Consider the following 13400-nt stretch of genomic DNA (forward strand, 5'->3'; position numbering starts at 1 on the left):
ACTCCGCGTACGAAAAGGGTTCAATCAAATAACCGTCTACGCCTCATAGTTCATGATGTCAGAGGCTTCGCTGACTCTACTGAAGTTAAGATCAGAAATTACATACATTACAAAACTGTAATGCTCATGCAATCATTAGGTTATGCACAATAAGGACAATGTCCCTTATCCTATAAACACAGAACACGGCTGTTTTACTCTGGGACTTGATAATGAAAAAACGCAACGTCACCCCCTTGTTTACGCAACCTTTACCTAGCGAGATCACGCCGCGCGAGGTGTTTACTAACCGTCGTAAGCTGTTAAGGTTACTGGCTGCTGGTGCTACTACCCCGGCTCTGGCGCATTGGGCCATGCGTGATGCCAAAGCCAGCATGACTACACCCTCTGCCACACGCCCAATGCTTAGCTCTACGCCCAGCACTATAGCGGGTGCTACTCTGGATGAAGCTCTGACCCCGTATAACGACGCCACCACCTACAACAACTTCTATGAGTTTGGCCTAGATAAAGGCGACCCCGCTAAAAATGCGGATGCTATGCCCGTCAGCCCTTGGAACGTCAACATAGAAGGTCTGGTGCATAAACCAGGGGTCTGGTCATTAGAAGATCTGCTAGGGCTTTCCGCAATGGAAGAACGCATCTACCGACTGCGCTGCGTGGAAGCATGGAGCATGGTGATCCCTTGGGTTGGCTATTCGTTGGCTGAGCTGATTAAAAAAGTAGAACCCATGGGCAGCGCTAAATATGTGGAGTTTGTCACCATGGCTGACCCCCAAACCATGCCGGGCCTGCGTAGTGGGGTATTAGACTGGCCTTACACCGAAGGGCTACGCATGGATGAGGCCATGCATCCGCTTACCATGCTGGCATTTGGCATGTATGGCGAGGTATTACCAAATCAAAATGGTGCGCCTGTACGACTAGTCGTACCTTGGAAGTACGGCTTCAAAAGTGCTAAAAGCCTAGTCAGCATTCGCTTCGTGGAAGAAATGCCCGCCACCGCATGGAACAAAGCTGCCCGACACGAATACGGTTTTTACTCTAACGTGAACCCTAACGTCCCCCACCGACGATGGAGCCAAAGCTCTGAACGTGTTATTGGTCAAAGTGGCATCTTTGCCCCTAAGCGCAAAACTGAACTGTTCAATGGCTATGCCGAGCAAGTAGGCCAACTGTACGCCGGCATGGATTTAGAGCGTAATTTCTAATGAGCCTCACCAGCAACCTCAATCTGGCACTTCTACATCGCCTCACCAAACCCGTGTTGTGGTTGCTGTGCCTGACTCCGGCTGCATGGCTAATCTATGGGGTAGTGACCAACACACTAGGGCCTAACCCAGCAGAAACCTTAATTCGTAGTACTGGCGACTGGTCGCTACGCATGCTCTGTCTGGCATTGGCCATTACGCCTTTGCGACAAATTTTCAACCTTTATGCTCTGGCAAAACTTCGTCGATTAATAGGTCTATTTGCCTTCTTTTATGTGGTGCTACATGCGGTGTGCTATGCCTGGTTCGACATGTACTGGCAATGGCGTGATATCTGGCACGACGTACTGCAACGCCCCTTTATCTTAGTGGGTATGCTGACATTCATTGTCTTGCTATTACTGGCTATCACCTCACCTAAAGTAATGCTCAAAACCATGGGGGCCAAAAACTGGCAGCGTTTGCACCGTTGCATACACGTAGCAGCATGGTTAGCGCTGTTGCATTTCTACTGGATGCGACTGGGTAAGAACAACCTGAACGACGTGTTTGTCTACGTGGCTATAGTCTTGGCATTACAAGGCTGGCGAGTTTACAAACGTATGGGTAAACGGTCATTTAGTTAATAGCCTAGGGTTACACAGCAAGCACAACGAGCACTACATATCTCATCAGAAGTTCTTGCCTAACACATAAGTAACCACTAATATGTTTTCATGATTGAAAACGATATTTTCAAGGCACTCGCCGACCCTACACGTAGAGCCATCTTCGAGAAACTCGCCGCAGGCAGTATGAATGCGAGCACGTTACGCATAGGCATAGACATCAGCCAATCAGCCATGTCACAGCATTTGGCTGTGTTGCGTAAGGCCAGTCTAGTGCGTGAAGAGAAACAGGGTCGCTTTGTTAATTATGAAGTGAACCCTGAAGGCTTGGCTCAACTAGCCAACTGGTTTTCCAAATACCGTTCCTACTGGCCTGCGCGAGTTGAGGCCCTGCAAGCATTACTCAAGGATATGGACCAATGAGTGAGATCACCACCGAAAGTAGCGATGACACGTTGATACTTGAGTATCAACTGGAGGCACCGCCTGAAAAAGTCTGGCGTGCCATCAGCATTCCTGAATTTCGTGAACAATGGCTGCCCAGTGATGCCTTAATTGAAAGCACCCCCATATTCACTGTGCAAAACAAAGAACAGCATTACCGTATGCGTGATGAGGACTTCCCACTACTAGAAAGTGTGGTTGTTTTTCAAGTGATCCCACATGGAGAAAATCACAGCATCCTGCGCATCACACACAAAGTATCCATCATAGCCACTACACCGTGCTCTCGTGCCGCTAATGACGCATCACTATGGCTAGCGCTCGCTGCCTAGTTATCTCGCAAAATAGAATACGAATAAGGAACCGCCATGCGTGAAACCATGCAACTTATCCCCATGGTCATAGAACAATCAGGGCGTGGAGAGCGATCTTTTGATATCTACTCACGACTACTACGTGATCGCATTATTTTTCTAAATGGTGAAGTCAATGACAACGTGTCTGCTCTGCTGTGTGCGCAGCTACTATTTCTAGAGTCCGAAAACCCTGAAAAGCCCATACATCTCTACATCAACTCACCAGGTGGTATGGTGACTAGCGGTCTGGCTATTTATGACACCATGCAATTTATCTCTGCGCCGGTGTATACCTTGTGCATGGGTACCGCCCGCTCTATGGGGTCGTTCTTATTAATGGCTGGTGAACCTGGTTACCGCATGTCCCTACCCAATGCCAGCATACTGGTTCACCAACCATCCGGAGGCGCGCAAGGCCAAGCATCTGATATTCTCATTCACGCCGAAGAAATTCAGAAAACCAAACAGCGCATGACTAGGCTATATGCAGAACATTGCGGTCGCAGCTACGCCGAGGTCGAAACTGCATTAGATAGAGATCGCTTTTTAACAGCAGAAGAAGCCCTAGAATGGGGCTTAATTGATGGTGTTTTGGATAAACGAAAAATGGCTGCGTAACGCCATTACTGCTCTCAACACAATCCACATTGCACGTTTAAGTAAAACGGTGAGTTACTGATTGAGCACGCACCAACTAATTTTTAGGCAAAACAAAAAGGGCATAAAGCCCCTTTGTGTTTGATGGCGACTAAGTGCCTTGTGATAATGCTTACACGTTAAACAAAAAATGCGGCCGCAAAGCGTTGCTAGATGTGGTATTACCCTTGCTTTGCCTCACTTTGTAGTCACTTATATATACACTTTGATCGTTGCTGTACGAAGCGAGGCCTCTTTATCGTTTGTTCAGGCCGCTTCGTCACCTTCGGATTTTTTGTCGCAAAAATTCCCTTCTGGGAGTCCGTGACCGCTCCTGGGTCACTACCTGAAACTTCCTGCACTGACTTTCAATGTGCAGGAGGTAAGGACAGTGAAAATTCTACGCCGCAAGGCCATCTGCGAAAAGCTTGGCGGCATCAATGACGTAACGCTCTGGCGGATCACTCGCGATGATCCGACATTCCCAGTATCCGTCCAGCTTAACAAAAGAGTCGTCGGCTGGCTTGAGCACGAGATTGATGCGTGGCTCGAACAGAAGGCCGCTGCCGCCCGCGCTGTCAGCAACAACGCTGTCTATCCCTGATCGCCGCGATTCCGCAGGCCAGAAGGCAGGGGTCGATGATGCGCAGCCTAGGAAAAGCCGCAGCTCTTGATGGACAGATTGATCGACTGCGACGTTCGGCTTACCTCAGCAGTAGAGGCATCTCTCCAACCGGGCAGTTCCAGCTCGACCTGATCTTTCCGAACTCAATGGAAAACAGAGATGACCTGCGGCACATCCCCAATGACTACGCAAGATCATCTCTGTTTACTGTTGGCAACAAGCGAGTGCCGCGCCGGGCGTTCATGCACGAAACACTATTCCATTACAACGAGCACATTTCAATTCTCTACACAGGCATCGAACTCCACGCAGAAGATGACGAACTCGTGTGGCTGCAAATCCTGAACTATGCCCAAAAGGTGGCGCTCGGTGAGCCGTTCGAATTTTCCGTCAAAAACTTGGTGGCGGACGTCGGTTGGCACAAAAATGGCCGCTATTACGATAAGGCCCGTGAGTGCATCAGCCGTCTGAAGGCCAGTGAAGTTCTGGCGCTCAACAGTAAAGCGTATGGAAGGAGCGGTGCGATTTCACTCATCCAGAACTACATAGTGCTCAACGACGAGCATGGTAAGCCAACCCACTATCGAGTCTGGATGAATCCCAACTTAATTTATTTGTTTGCTGGCAATACGTTTACCAGCCATTCTTGGACTGCCTACCGGGGCTTGTCGCCGGTCGCGAGGCGCTTGGCAGACTACATTGAAAGCCACAGGCATCCGTACCCCTTGGCTCTAACAAGGTTTCGCGCCATGTGCGGGTCAAACAACAAAGACATAGCCGATTGGCGACGAACCGTAAGAAAGGCATGCGCTGAGGTGCAAGCCGCCCAGATTGCCAAGATAGCTTTTCTATCCAGCGATGACTACATCTGCTGTGGGGACGGGTAATCCGAAAAAAGCAGCTTGACACTTTTCTTCTAGGCCCGCAATTGCGGGCTTTATTGAGTCCGGAAATTTTCCTCGGAGTGGCGACTCGAAGTTATCCACAGAAACAACGTTTGGATGCCATTTCTCGTGACAGATGACCCATGTTGGTTTTGCAGTTTATGGGTCATCTGTCACGGTTTCGAGCTGCTTACCCAGCGATCTTGCGGCTCTTGATAGGTCGTCTGTGGATAACTGCTCGACCGCCATCAGCATGTCTGAAAAAACGTGGATTTTCGTGACAGATGACCCATGAAATTTTGGGCCGGCATAAATTTTGAAACTCAAAAGCGTGACAGATGACCCATGAAAACGTGACAGATGGCCCATCTCACACAGATCAAACTCCATCGTAACCTACTGTTTTAAATGAAAATTTAACTTCACCAGCAAAGCCGCTAACCTTCTTTTTAACCATTTCTTTAACCAAAAGAAGCCTTCGCTCCCTCCGGTCGCTGCGCGTCCGCCCGTGGATAACTCGCAAGCGAGTTATCCACGGGCTCCCTTGCTGGGGCTACTCGCATTTTTCAAATGCCTGATGGGCTACTTGGGGTCGGCTGTTTCCAATATGCCTTCGGTGGGCCTGGCCGGAGCCCACCCGTCCCTTTCAGATGACATCGTAACGTTACGATAACGTAGCGTTACGATGTTACGGTGCAGGCTCCTGCCCGGCAGCCGGTGCTTCCAGCAGAACAGAAGGCTCCACCCCCAGCGCCTCGGCCAGCTTGAAGATGTTGAGCAATGCGATGTTGCGCTGCCCACGCTCAACCCCCCCCAGATAGCTGCGTGCCAAGCCACTTTCCAGTGCTAGGCGTTCTTGCGACCACCCTCTGGTCTTTCTGATTTCTATCAGCTTCAGGCCGAAGCGTAGTCGGGGATCAAGGGCCATATTTCTCTCTTCTTAAAGAGAAATGACTCTATGAGTACCCCCTCTATAGGGCTACGCCCGATAAGTACCCGCACTATGAGTGACAATTGAATGCAGGCGCCATAAAATGGCCTCTATAAGTAACAAAATGGAGGAAATGACGTATGGCAAGCGTCTGGAAGACTGCGGGGATGGGAGCGGCGGCGCTGGCAGTTCCTGTGGCTGGGCTTTCAGGTCTCGCTGCCGCTGGTCTTACGCTGATTCTTGTACTGGCGATGTTCGGCGTGGGGCCTGCGCGCCTGTCACAGACATCGCTTTGGGGGCTGTTGACCAGTGAGCTGATGCTCTATCTGCTGATTTCGCTGGCACTCTTCGCGCTGTCCTTCCGATTTCTGGCGCGTCTGCAGGCCCGCTGCCAGGCCCTTGTCACCAGAATCAACACCCAGCATGGGCTGTCATTCGATGCTGGACATCTCCTGGGTTATCCCGCGCCGGCATTCCTTGTTTTTGACTCCCAGAATCGCAAGATCGCGGCCTGCGATGTGGTCAATGACGCATACAAACTGCACGACTTCTCCTGGCTGCTCGGCTGGCAGATGACCTGGCGCGAGGTCGAGAGCATGGAGATGAACGGCGGTAGCCGACAGGTCAACGCCAGCGGCATGAGCGCGCCGACCTTCGAGCGCACGGTACGCGCCAAAGACTTCGCCATTGCGCTGCAAACCGCCGATCCACAACGACCAGTGCTCAGTTTTCCCATGAGCCGCCGGGCAGCGGAAACCTGGTGTGCCCGGCTCAATGCCCTCTTCAACGGATAAGTTCGCGAGGAACTACGACGAAACACTACCGAAGCCTGTTGCTGCTTCCTTTTCTCTTGACGGGATGTGCCACAACCGACATGCAGGGGGCGCTGGACTCTCTGAATGGACTGGGACAAGCCATTGGAACCAGTCTGTCGCAAGTGACTACGCCTGCAGGCGCGGCAAACCGCAACAGCGTGCTGGGGACTCCACTGCATAACGCCTTGCGCCAGAATCTGTCTACCGACGGTCGCGCCCCGGAGTGGCCCAAGGTAGTGATCAGCAATCTGCAAATTCCGGCTGATCAGATGACGCTGACCCGTAGCCTTACGCTCAAAGCCAGTGATTGCATTCGCTTTGACGCCGTGCTGTGGCACGACGCCAAGCGTTCCGAGCGCTTCAGCAATCTGTCGCTATGTGCACCGGAGTTGCCGAAACAGTCGAACAATTTCGTGCTCACCTGGAAGAGCTTTTCCATCTCCGGAAAAACCAGCGGCCAGGTTCGCACCGACGGCCCAACCCCGCCGTACAGCAAGTTGCCCAGTGACCCGGCGATGGAACGCTGGTTGATGAATCAGTTCGGCCTTTACTATGTGGGTTCGCTATTGACGCTGGTCGGCTATGACTCCAATTTCACGATCGATGACCGTCGCTTCTGGATCAGGAACATCAAGGGATGAACGCACTGCTACTTGCCGCCCTGCCGCTTGTGCTGATGGACGGCCAAGCACCAGATATCGATCACTGGTTGCGCATTGAGCCGGCCATCGCCGCCGCCGTGGAATGCCGTCAAACCTTGCCGCTGCACATGCTGGACGGTATTGCACCCAATGCTCCCGGCAGTTGGTCGCTGGTGCCGACGCGCAGCTTCACGGTGTTCGGGTTGCCGGTGCAGCGCATCGAGCTGTTCATCGACCCGGATGGTGAGCTGGGTGCAAGCTATACAGCGGTGATTGAAAAGCGCAGCCTGCAGCAGGCGCGCAAGCAGCTCAACCTCATCAGCGCGCGCGAGCGCATAGGCCAGCTCTCGGCAGATCAGCCCAATGATGAAGTACAGCTGGTCTGCACGGTGGCCGCAACGGAGCAAGGGTGAACATTCAGCGCATCATCTCTGGGGGTCAGACCGGCGTAGACAGGGCAGCGCTGGATTTCGCTATTGCCCGAAAGATTGCGCACGGCGGCTGGTGCCCGGCGGGCCGTCGGGCCGCTGATGGCGTCCTGGATGCGCGCTACCAGCTGCAGGAAACCGAATCCAGCGGCTATCGTCAGCGCACCAAGTGCAATGTGCTGGATGCGGATGCTACGCTGATCATTTACCGAGGCCGGCTAGAAGGTGGCAGCTTGCTCACTCGCGATCTGGCGACAAGGCATGGTAAACCGCTGCTGCTTTGCGATGTGCATGCCCCTGCAGAAGAGCTGTTGGCGGCATGGCAAGACTGGTTGCTTAGACATCCCATCGCTATTCTCAACATTGCTGGCCCGAGTGAAGCGCGCAACCCCGGTATTTACCTGCAGGCGAGCGGGCTACTGGAGCTTTTCTGGAGTACGGAACATGAACCGATCTGATGCCCGCTGCGCGACACCTTATATCTACTCGGGTGAGTTGCAGATTCGCCCCGAAGTTGACGCAGCCCTGGCTGCGCTGAAAGACAAACCCTATGCCGCCGTCCCCAGCTGGAAAAACGATGGCACCTGGGAGCTGTGGACGGTGGAAGGTGACGGCGAAACCGAGCCCTGCATCATCAGCGGCCCATCGACAACCTATGCCAGCGAGGCTGAGGCGCTGGCTGCTGGTGCGGCCTGGATCGCTGGCATTAGCTCCATCCCATGCTGACAAACCCAACCGATTGGCGACATCGCCCGCTTGGTTGATACCCATTTCCGCAGCGGCGGCAATGCGGATAGGCCGACAATTGAGTAAACAAACAATACGCTGTTTCCAGCAGTTGAGTTTTCAAATGGTGCTGCGCTGATCGCAACATCTTTTTGCTGGTCACATGCCCCGTTACTCCCTATTTGGCACTACGTTATTTCCAACAAGGCACAACGTTATTTCCAACAAGGCACAACGTTCTTTCCAATGCTTTGTTGTTCGGGCACATGATCAGGCAGCGAAAAGCTTATTTCCGGCTACGTACATTCCAAAGTTGCACAACGTACATTCCAAATCCCTCGACTGTTATTGCCTATCTTGTGCCCAAGCGGGGGAGTAACTGGGCAAAGACCTTTGTGACCAGGAAAAACAGTCTGTGCGATCAGATCAGGCTGCGGGCTTACTGTGTGAACAGTGTGGTTAGATGGTGGTAGCAGGGTGGCAACTTTGTGGAAACAAGATGTTGAAAGTGTGGCAAGGATGGTGGCGATAGTGTAGCACTTGGCCCCAAGTTACCACACTATGCTCTATGAGAGGCAAAACCGCAGGGCGGTTGTTACGCCAAAAAAACTAGCCTCCATGTGGAGGTACCAATTAATCTTTTATGCATCGTTTATTGTTCAAGCGTCAGCAGCTGGTTACTTGTGAGCCTTAATCCAAGTCTTGCCCGTGGACGTGCTCTTGAAAGTCTCCCATCCCCTGGGTTGTGAGCCGAAAATCGCGTTCATCGCCTTTGAAACTAGGTTGTACGCAAACTGACGGCGGTCTTCCAAGTGTTCTGGCAGGTGGTCAATCAGAAACTGCTGAACCCCATACCAAGGCATGCCATTCGAAGACTCGAGCTTCTGGCGGATGTCGGCATCTCCTAGCAAGGCATCAATCGCTCGCTGCTCTATGGTTGCCATGACGTCCACTGGCTCGGAGTCTTCGAAACCAGTCTCAGCGGAAAAGAGCGAGCCTGAAGCGTTTGCGTCTGGAACCCGAGCTGCCGCAGCACTCTGCCTCATTCCAGAGAAAGTGCTGCGCAGCGTTTGCGCATATGTATTCCCTACGGGTTGGTTGTAGTCATGGTCCCGCATTGAATACATCTTCTCGAACGACAGCGCACGGAGGCTGACCGGATAAGGTTTGCCTCCCACCGAACTCCAGAAAACACCTTGACCAGGGATCGGCTCATTGAGTAGCGAACTCAAAAGGTCATCACTGAAATGGGCGTTGGCTCGTTTCAGGGATGTAAGGTCGGCTGCGGACAACAGATGGAAGATGAACCAGTTGTCGCCCTGGCTGAGGATCTCAACTGGAATGCTGCCGGGTTGCTGTGTGATCAGCAATGCCCCCAGGTCGTATTTACGGCCTTCCTTCACCCAGGCAATGTAAGGCTCGGCGGCAGGTGCGTTCTCGTTCAACACAGACTGCGCTTCTTCGACGACGGCGATTGTCGGAATGGTCTTGGGGTCAGCGGCCGTGAACTCTTGCTGGTTCCGATCGAAGATCCGGCGCAGGATCAGGCCAGAGAGCACCAAGGACTGGCCTCCGCGCATCTGAGAGACGTCGATAACGCACAGTTTTCCCTCGGAAAGCGCATGAACCAGCATGTCCATGAGCTGGCTGCTCTTGTCATGCAGCATCTTCACGATCGCCGTCATGTTGCCCCGGGCTGCCAGTGCCTCGGCCTCCTGTCGCTGAGGCTCGAGATCGAGCAGTCCACATACGTCTTCGAGCGGCGCGGTGTTGCCATTGGCGTCTATCAGATTGACCAACGACTCCCAACGATCTTGTGGAAGCCCTCTGAGCTTCCGCACGTTTTGCTGTTCTTGGCGCTCTGGCCCGAGCGCAATTGAAATCACATCGCCAGGGCGAAGGCGACGGATATCAAGCTTGATACCGCCAGCAACGAACGATTGGTAGAAAGGGCTTGGATTCTTTCGGTCGGTGAAAACGACGACCTTGTCTTCCAGCGCTGGGACATCGCAAAGGCCGGGCCGACCCTTGTCGTCTGGCCAGAAATACTCCCCATCCGGGTCAAATATGACCGTGCCCACAGGGACCTGCTTGCCTGCGCGCTTGGTCACGAAGGGCGTGTTTTCGTAGAGTTTCGAGAAAAGCAGCTTGTTGAGGTTGGATTTACCGAAGCCCGCTCGAGCAAAGATGAAGCTGCGGCGAGAGACAAGGGACTCGATCGGGAAGCGAACCAGTACCTCTGGGTCGACCACCTGCATCCATTCCTGCGATTGGAATGATTTGTTACCGGCAGCGTAGATGTATTCCCCGAAAGCCAGATGGCCTATGGGGGCGCCATCGAGATTGTGTCCAGCGATCTCGCGCAACACCTCGGCGCTTGGAAAGGCAACCTTGCTGCCAACATGGGGAAGTCGACGATGGGAGGGAACGAATGTCAGCCCGTTGCCGTTCTTGCGTAGGACACCGAGCACGCGGATGTTGATCCGATACTTGAGATACTGCTCACGCAAATCCTCCGGAATAGGTCTTTCCTCGCGAACTGCACGGATGTTGAACTCCTCGCCGGAGCCGAACGACAGCTTGCCCTCAGAGGAAAAGGAGGCAATGCGACCCAACACCGCCTCATCGGGTGTCTCCAGTTGGACGATGAGGAATTGCCCGTGCATCGGGATGTTCTGGAACTCATTTCGGTACGGCAAAACAAGGTCGGCGTGAAATTCCATGCCTCCCTGCTGGAAGCCACGAAAGATCCCGACGACCTGTTCTCTGGGAAAGAGTTGGATTTCTGCCATATTGTCCTCCCTTATCCGTACCGACGCTGCGCAGGATCGGCGTCCTGCAGCTGAAACGCATCCAATGTGGCCGCGTCGCCGCCGAGACTCGAACGCACACCCTCGTAGATGAAGTCCTGCAAAATATCGAAGTCGAAATCGACCAGCGCCGCATTTTCATGCGCCTTTTGCAGGCAGCGTGGGTAATGGGGAACTGGAAAACCGTTGATCGCATCCGCAAGCATTGACCCGAGAATTGCCTGGGACTCGCTGACTTGTGGAACAAAGATGTCGATTGGCCACACGGGATCGCGGCGGTGGGAGCCAAACTTCACCAGGAACATCTTGCCGCCGACAAACTTGTTGATTTCGCCACCCTCGTCAGTACGGTCATCGCCTCGTGCGAACTCCGACCAAACGTATGCCTTTTCCTCCACTTCGCGGGGTACCTCGACGTAGGCGGGGTAATCAGTCTGAAGGACGCCTTCAAGAGCCATGGCCAAGCGATACCGAGAAAGCACCTTGCTGTGCTTGGCTACACCCGCGAGATAAACACGCCGCCGGCTCTTGCTCCATTGCTTGTCAATACGCTCCTTCATTCCTTGGAGCAGACGCTGGAATAGGTCTTTGGCGAACACCTTGCTTCGCAGAAGGCCGTCGCAGATGATCAACGTGTCAGTGCCGTAATCTTTATCGAGGATCTTGAACAGGATCGCCCACTCGACCAGCTCCCGATAAACCTGAACCCAGCTGGGAGAAACCGGCTTGCCACTATCCGTCGGCCGGATCATGTGGGAGAGCGCCTGCAGGCTGTCTACTCCCAGGAAAACCATCATTTCACCCAGTGCCGTTTTTGGCGTCCCGTGCTCAGCGAACTGGCGCTGGTTAAGTTTCTGCACCGGTGTCGTGGGCGAGACTGCCTCCAGGCAGTACTCGTTGTTGCTGCTATCGACGACTCGGACCAACTGAATCAGAAAGGGGTCGAACTGAAGCTGGTTGTTTCCCCCATCGGTGCCAACCAGTGAGATCGACGTCGTGGCGCGCGGCTGGATTCGGCGCGTGGCACTCTTCAACGGCTGGATTTCTTCTCGCAGAGCATCCAGCACCCCTTGGTCGGTTCCGATGCAGTCAGCGATGGCCTCTTTCAGTTGGGCCTGGCTTGCCGGGTCAATCATGCTCCCTCCCGGCTTTTCGCAGCTTCAACGTGATGCCAGCCCTTGTTGGGGAGCCCTGGCTGGGCCCTACGGTTTTCACTCATGCGGGTTCGCTCCTTTTCTATGGAGAGCGATCCGCCTGCTGCCGCATGGTCATAATCATAACAATGCGGACATGAGAGTTCTGGGAATCGCATAGACGGATTGTAATGCGTGCAATATACTACCCGCAACTATCATCACAAGCATTTGTTAACCCGCATGAGCCCCAAGGATGTCTGACGAACAGCTTGACGACCTTACTCAGCCGCAGCGCGATCGCCTTGCCTTCGTGGAGCTGCGCGTGCGCTTCATCGGAGATATCCGCCGCCAGGACCTGGTGTCGCGGTTTGGAATCCAGTCGGCCGCTGCCACGCGTGACCTGGCGATCTACAAGGAGCTGGCACCAGGCAACATCGATTACGACACCAAGGCCAAGTGCTATGTCCTTGGAGAGGACTTCAAGCCGCTCTTCGATTTTCCGCCTGAACGGGTTCTGTCCTGGCTGACGCAAGGCTTCGGAGACGGAGAGCCCTCCCAGCTCAAGGCGTGGGTGACAAGTGAAATTCCGTCAAGGCTCACGCATCCCGATCTGGATGTGCTGGCCTGTGTGACCCGGGCGATCCATCAGGAGTGCCCTGTTTGGGTGGAGTACCACTCGATCTCAAGCGGCCAGACTGAGCGTCAAATCGTTCCCTTTGCGCTGATCGACAACGGTCTACGCTGGCACGTCCGAGCCTTCGATCGGAAATCCCAAGAGTTCCGGGATTTCGTCATCACCCGGATCAAGCGCCCGGCCTTGTTGCGAGATGAAGAAGTGCAGGCCCATGAGCGCGGCGACCAGGACATCCAATGGACGCGAATCGTTGAGCTGGAACTCATTCCCCACCCGGACCAGCCACGTTCTGAAGTTACGGAGATGGACTACGGCATGCGGGATGGCGTGCTGCGCATGAAGCTCCGCGCCGCCACGGCTGGATACATTCTGCGGAAGTGGAGTGTGGACAGCTCGCCCGATCACAGCCTGAGAGGGCCGGAGTACCGGCTCTGGCTAAAGAACCCCTTGGCCCTTTACGGCGTCAGGAACGCGGTGCTCGCGCCTGGCTACCGATCGCCGGACCAAGCATGAAG

General features: G+C 53.9%; 16 protein-coding genes. 13 read left to right on the plus strand and 3 right to left on the minus strand.

Annotation, left to right across the window (positions count from 1 at the left end; all coding sequences use genetic code 11):
• Positions 1 to 212: 212 nt before the first annotated feature.
• From msrP to trfA, 7 genes are all read left to right on the plus strand, one after another.
• Positions 213 to 1211, plus strand: a complete 999-nt coding sequence (msrP, locus tag ACLPHM_RS08605; RefSeq protein WP_430220844.1) for a protein-methionine-sulfoxide reductase catalytic subunit MsrP — start codon at positions 213 to 215, stop codon at positions 1209 to 1211.
• Complete coding sequence (locus ACLPHM_RS08610; protein WP_430220845.1) at positions 1211 to 1837, plus strand: protein-methionine-sulfoxide reductase heme-binding subunit MsrQ; 627 nt, start codon at positions 1211 to 1213, stop codon at positions 1835 to 1837. Before msrP ends, ACLPHM_RS08610 begins: the two co-directional genes overlap by 1 nt.
• A 90-nt stretch (positions 1838 to 1927) precedes the next feature.
• Positions 1928 to 2242, plus strand: a complete 315-nt coding sequence (locus tag ACLPHM_RS08615) for an ArsR/SmtB family transcription factor (RefSeq protein ID WP_430220846.1) — start codon at positions 1928 to 1930, stop codon at positions 2240 to 2242.
• Positions 2239 to 2595 carry an SRPBCC family protein gene (locus ACLPHM_RS08620; protein WP_430220847.1) on the plus strand — a complete coding sequence of 119 codons (357 nt, stop codon included), beginning with the start codon at positions 2239 to 2241 and terminating at the stop codon, positions 2593 to 2595. The genes ACLPHM_RS08615 and ACLPHM_RS08620 overlap by 4 nt, the downstream gene beginning before the upstream one ends.
• A gap of 36 nt (positions 2596 to 2631) precedes the next feature.
• Positions 2632 to 3237: an ATP-dependent Clp protease proteolytic subunit gene (locus tag ACLPHM_RS08625; protein ID WP_430220848.1), complete on the plus strand. Its 606-nt coding sequence runs from the start codon at positions 2632 to 2634 to the stop codon at positions 3235 to 3237.
• Positions 3238 to 3646: 409 nt separating this feature from the next.
• Complete coding sequence (locus ACLPHM_RS08630) at positions 3647 to 3859, plus strand: helix-turn-helix transcriptional regulator (RefSeq protein ID WP_430220849.1); 213 nt, start codon at positions 3647 to 3649, stop codon at positions 3857 to 3859.
• A 35-nt stretch (positions 3860 to 3894) separates the two neighbouring features.
• Positions 3895 to 4767, plus strand: coding sequence for a plasmid replication initiator TrfA (gene trfA / locus ACLPHM_RS08635; protein ID WP_430220850.1), 873 nt, complete (start codon positions 3895 to 3897; stop codon positions 4765 to 4767).
• A gap of 685 nt (positions 4768 to 5452) precedes the next feature.
• Here trfA and ACLPHM_RS08640 read toward each other — a convergent pair.
• Positions 5453 to 5692 carry a helix-turn-helix domain-containing protein gene (locus ACLPHM_RS08640; RefSeq protein ID WP_011806687.1) on the minus strand — a complete coding sequence of 80 codons (240 nt, stop codon included), beginning with the start codon at positions 5690 to 5692 and terminating at the stop codon, positions 5453 to 5455.
• Positions 5693 to 5835: 143 nt separating this feature from the next.
• Here ACLPHM_RS08640 and ACLPHM_RS08645 point away from each other — a divergent pair, with 143 nt between their 5' ends.
• The 5 genes from ACLPHM_RS08645 to ACLPHM_RS08665 all read left to right on the plus strand — a co-directional run bounded on the left by ACLPHM_RS08645 (position 5836) and on the right by ACLPHM_RS08665 (position 8305).
• Positions 5836 to 6489 carry a hypothetical protein gene (locus ACLPHM_RS08645; protein ID WP_058133020.1) on the plus strand — a complete coding sequence of 218 codons (654 nt, stop codon included), beginning with the start codon at positions 5836 to 5838 and terminating at the stop codon, positions 6487 to 6489.
• An 80-nt stretch (positions 6490 to 6569) separates the two neighbouring features.
• Entirely contained in the window at positions 6570 to 7151 is a 582-nt protein-coding gene (locus ACLPHM_RS08650; protein WP_212667721.1) for a hypothetical protein, read from the plus strand.
• Positions 7148 to 7564 carry a hypothetical protein gene (locus ACLPHM_RS08655; RefSeq protein WP_043743025.1) on the plus strand — a complete coding sequence of 139 codons (417 nt, stop codon included), beginning with the start codon at positions 7148 to 7150 and terminating at the stop codon, positions 7562 to 7564. Before ACLPHM_RS08650 ends, ACLPHM_RS08655 begins: the two co-directional genes overlap by 4 nt.
• Positions 7561 to 8037: a putative molybdenum carrier protein gene (locus tag ACLPHM_RS08660; protein ID WP_073651900.1), complete on the plus strand. Its 477-nt coding sequence runs from the start codon at positions 7561 to 7563 to the stop codon at positions 8035 to 8037. Before ACLPHM_RS08655 ends, ACLPHM_RS08660 begins: the two co-directional genes overlap by 4 nt.
• Positions 8024 to 8305: a hypothetical protein gene (locus ACLPHM_RS08665; protein ID WP_073651901.1), complete on the plus strand. Its 282-nt coding sequence runs from the start codon at positions 8024 to 8026 to the stop codon at positions 8303 to 8305. Before ACLPHM_RS08660 ends, ACLPHM_RS08665 begins: the two co-directional genes overlap by 14 nt.
• A 677-nt stretch (positions 8306 to 8982) precedes the next feature.
• Here ACLPHM_RS08665 and ACLPHM_RS08670 read toward each other — a convergent pair.
• Entirely contained in the window at positions 8983 to 11097 is a 2115-nt protein-coding gene (locus tag ACLPHM_RS08670; protein ID WP_430220851.1) for an ATP-binding protein, read from the minus strand.
• 11 nt (positions 11098 to 11108) lie between these two features.
• The gene (locus ACLPHM_RS08675) at positions 11109 to 12251 is read right to left on the minus strand and encodes a hypothetical protein (RefSeq protein ID WP_430220852.1); all 1143 of its coding nucleotides are present in this window, start codon (positions 12249 to 12251) and stop codon (positions 11109 to 11111) included.
• A gap of 253 nt (positions 12252 to 12504) precedes the next feature.
• Here ACLPHM_RS08675 and ACLPHM_RS08680 point away from each other — a divergent pair, with 253 nt between their 5' ends.
• On the plus strand, positions 12505 to 13398 hold the full coding sequence (locus tag ACLPHM_RS08680; RefSeq protein ID WP_423119159.1) for a WYL domain-containing protein: 894 nt from the start codon (positions 12505 to 12507) through the stop codon (positions 13396 to 13398).
• The last annotated feature ends 2 nt before the right edge of the window (positions 13399 to 13400 follow it).

Source organism: Paenalcaligenes sp. Me131 (assembly GCF_050487225.1).
GTDB lineage: Bacteria > Pseudomonadota > Gammaproteobacteria > Burkholderiales > Burkholderiaceae_B > Paenalcaligenes.

What these genes read in the sequence shown, in the direction of transcription:
- ACLPHM_RS08655 (WP_043743025.1), top strand. Translation starts at nt 7,148, where the DNA reads ATGAACGCACTGCTACTTGCCGCCCTGCCGCTTGTGCTGATGGACGGC.
- ACLPHM_RS08615 (WP_430220846.1), top strand. Translation starts at nt 1,928, where the DNA reads ATGATTGAAAACGATATTTTCAAGGCACTCGCCGACCCTACACGTAGA.
- ACLPHM_RS08650 (WP_212667721.1), top strand. Translation starts at nt 6,570, where the DNA reads ATGCAGGGGGCGCTGGACTCTCTGAATGGACTGGGACAAGCCATTGGA.
- ACLPHM_RS08675 (WP_430220852.1), bottom strand. Translation starts at nt 12,251, where the DNA reads ATGATTGACCCGGCAAGCCAGGCCCAACTGAAAGAGGCCATCGCTGAC.
- ACLPHM_RS08640 (WP_011806687.1), bottom strand. Translation starts at nt 5,692, where the DNA reads ATGGCCCTTGATCCCCGACTACGCTTCGGCCTGAAGCTGATAGAAATC.
- ACLPHM_RS08680 (WP_423119159.1), top strand. Translation starts at nt 12,505, where the DNA reads ATGTCTGACGAACAGCTTGACGACCTTACTCAGCCGCAGCGCGATCGC.
- ACLPHM_RS08670 (WP_430220851.1), bottom strand. Translation starts at nt 11,097, where the DNA reads ATGGCAGAAATCCAACTCTTTCCCAGAGAACAGGTCGTCGGGATCTTT.
- ACLPHM_RS08665 (WP_073651901.1), top strand. Translation starts at nt 8,024, where the DNA reads ATGAACCGATCTGATGCCCGCTGCGCGACACCTTATATCTACTCGGGT.
- msrP (WP_430220844.1), top strand. Translation starts at nt 213, where the DNA reads ATGAAAAAACGCAACGTCACCCCCTTGTTTACGCAACCTTTACCTAGC.
- ACLPHM_RS08625 (WP_430220848.1), top strand. Translation starts at nt 2,632, where the DNA reads ATGCGTGAAACCATGCAACTTATCCCCATGGTCATAGAACAATCAGGG.
- ACLPHM_RS08610 (WP_430220845.1), top strand. Translation starts at nt 1,211, where the DNA reads ATGAGCCTCACCAGCAACCTCAATCTGGCACTTCTACATCGCCTCACC.
- ACLPHM_RS08645 (WP_058133020.1), top strand. Translation starts at nt 5,836, where the DNA reads ATGGCAAGCGTCTGGAAGACTGCGGGGATGGGAGCGGCGGCGCTGGCA.
- trfA (WP_430220850.1), top strand. Translation starts at nt 3,895, where the DNA reads ATGATGCGCAGCCTAGGAAAAGCCGCAGCTCTTGATGGACAGATTGAT.
- ACLPHM_RS08620 (WP_430220847.1), top strand. Translation starts at nt 2,239, where the DNA reads ATGAGTGAGATCACCACCGAAAGTAGCGATGACACGTTGATACTTGAG.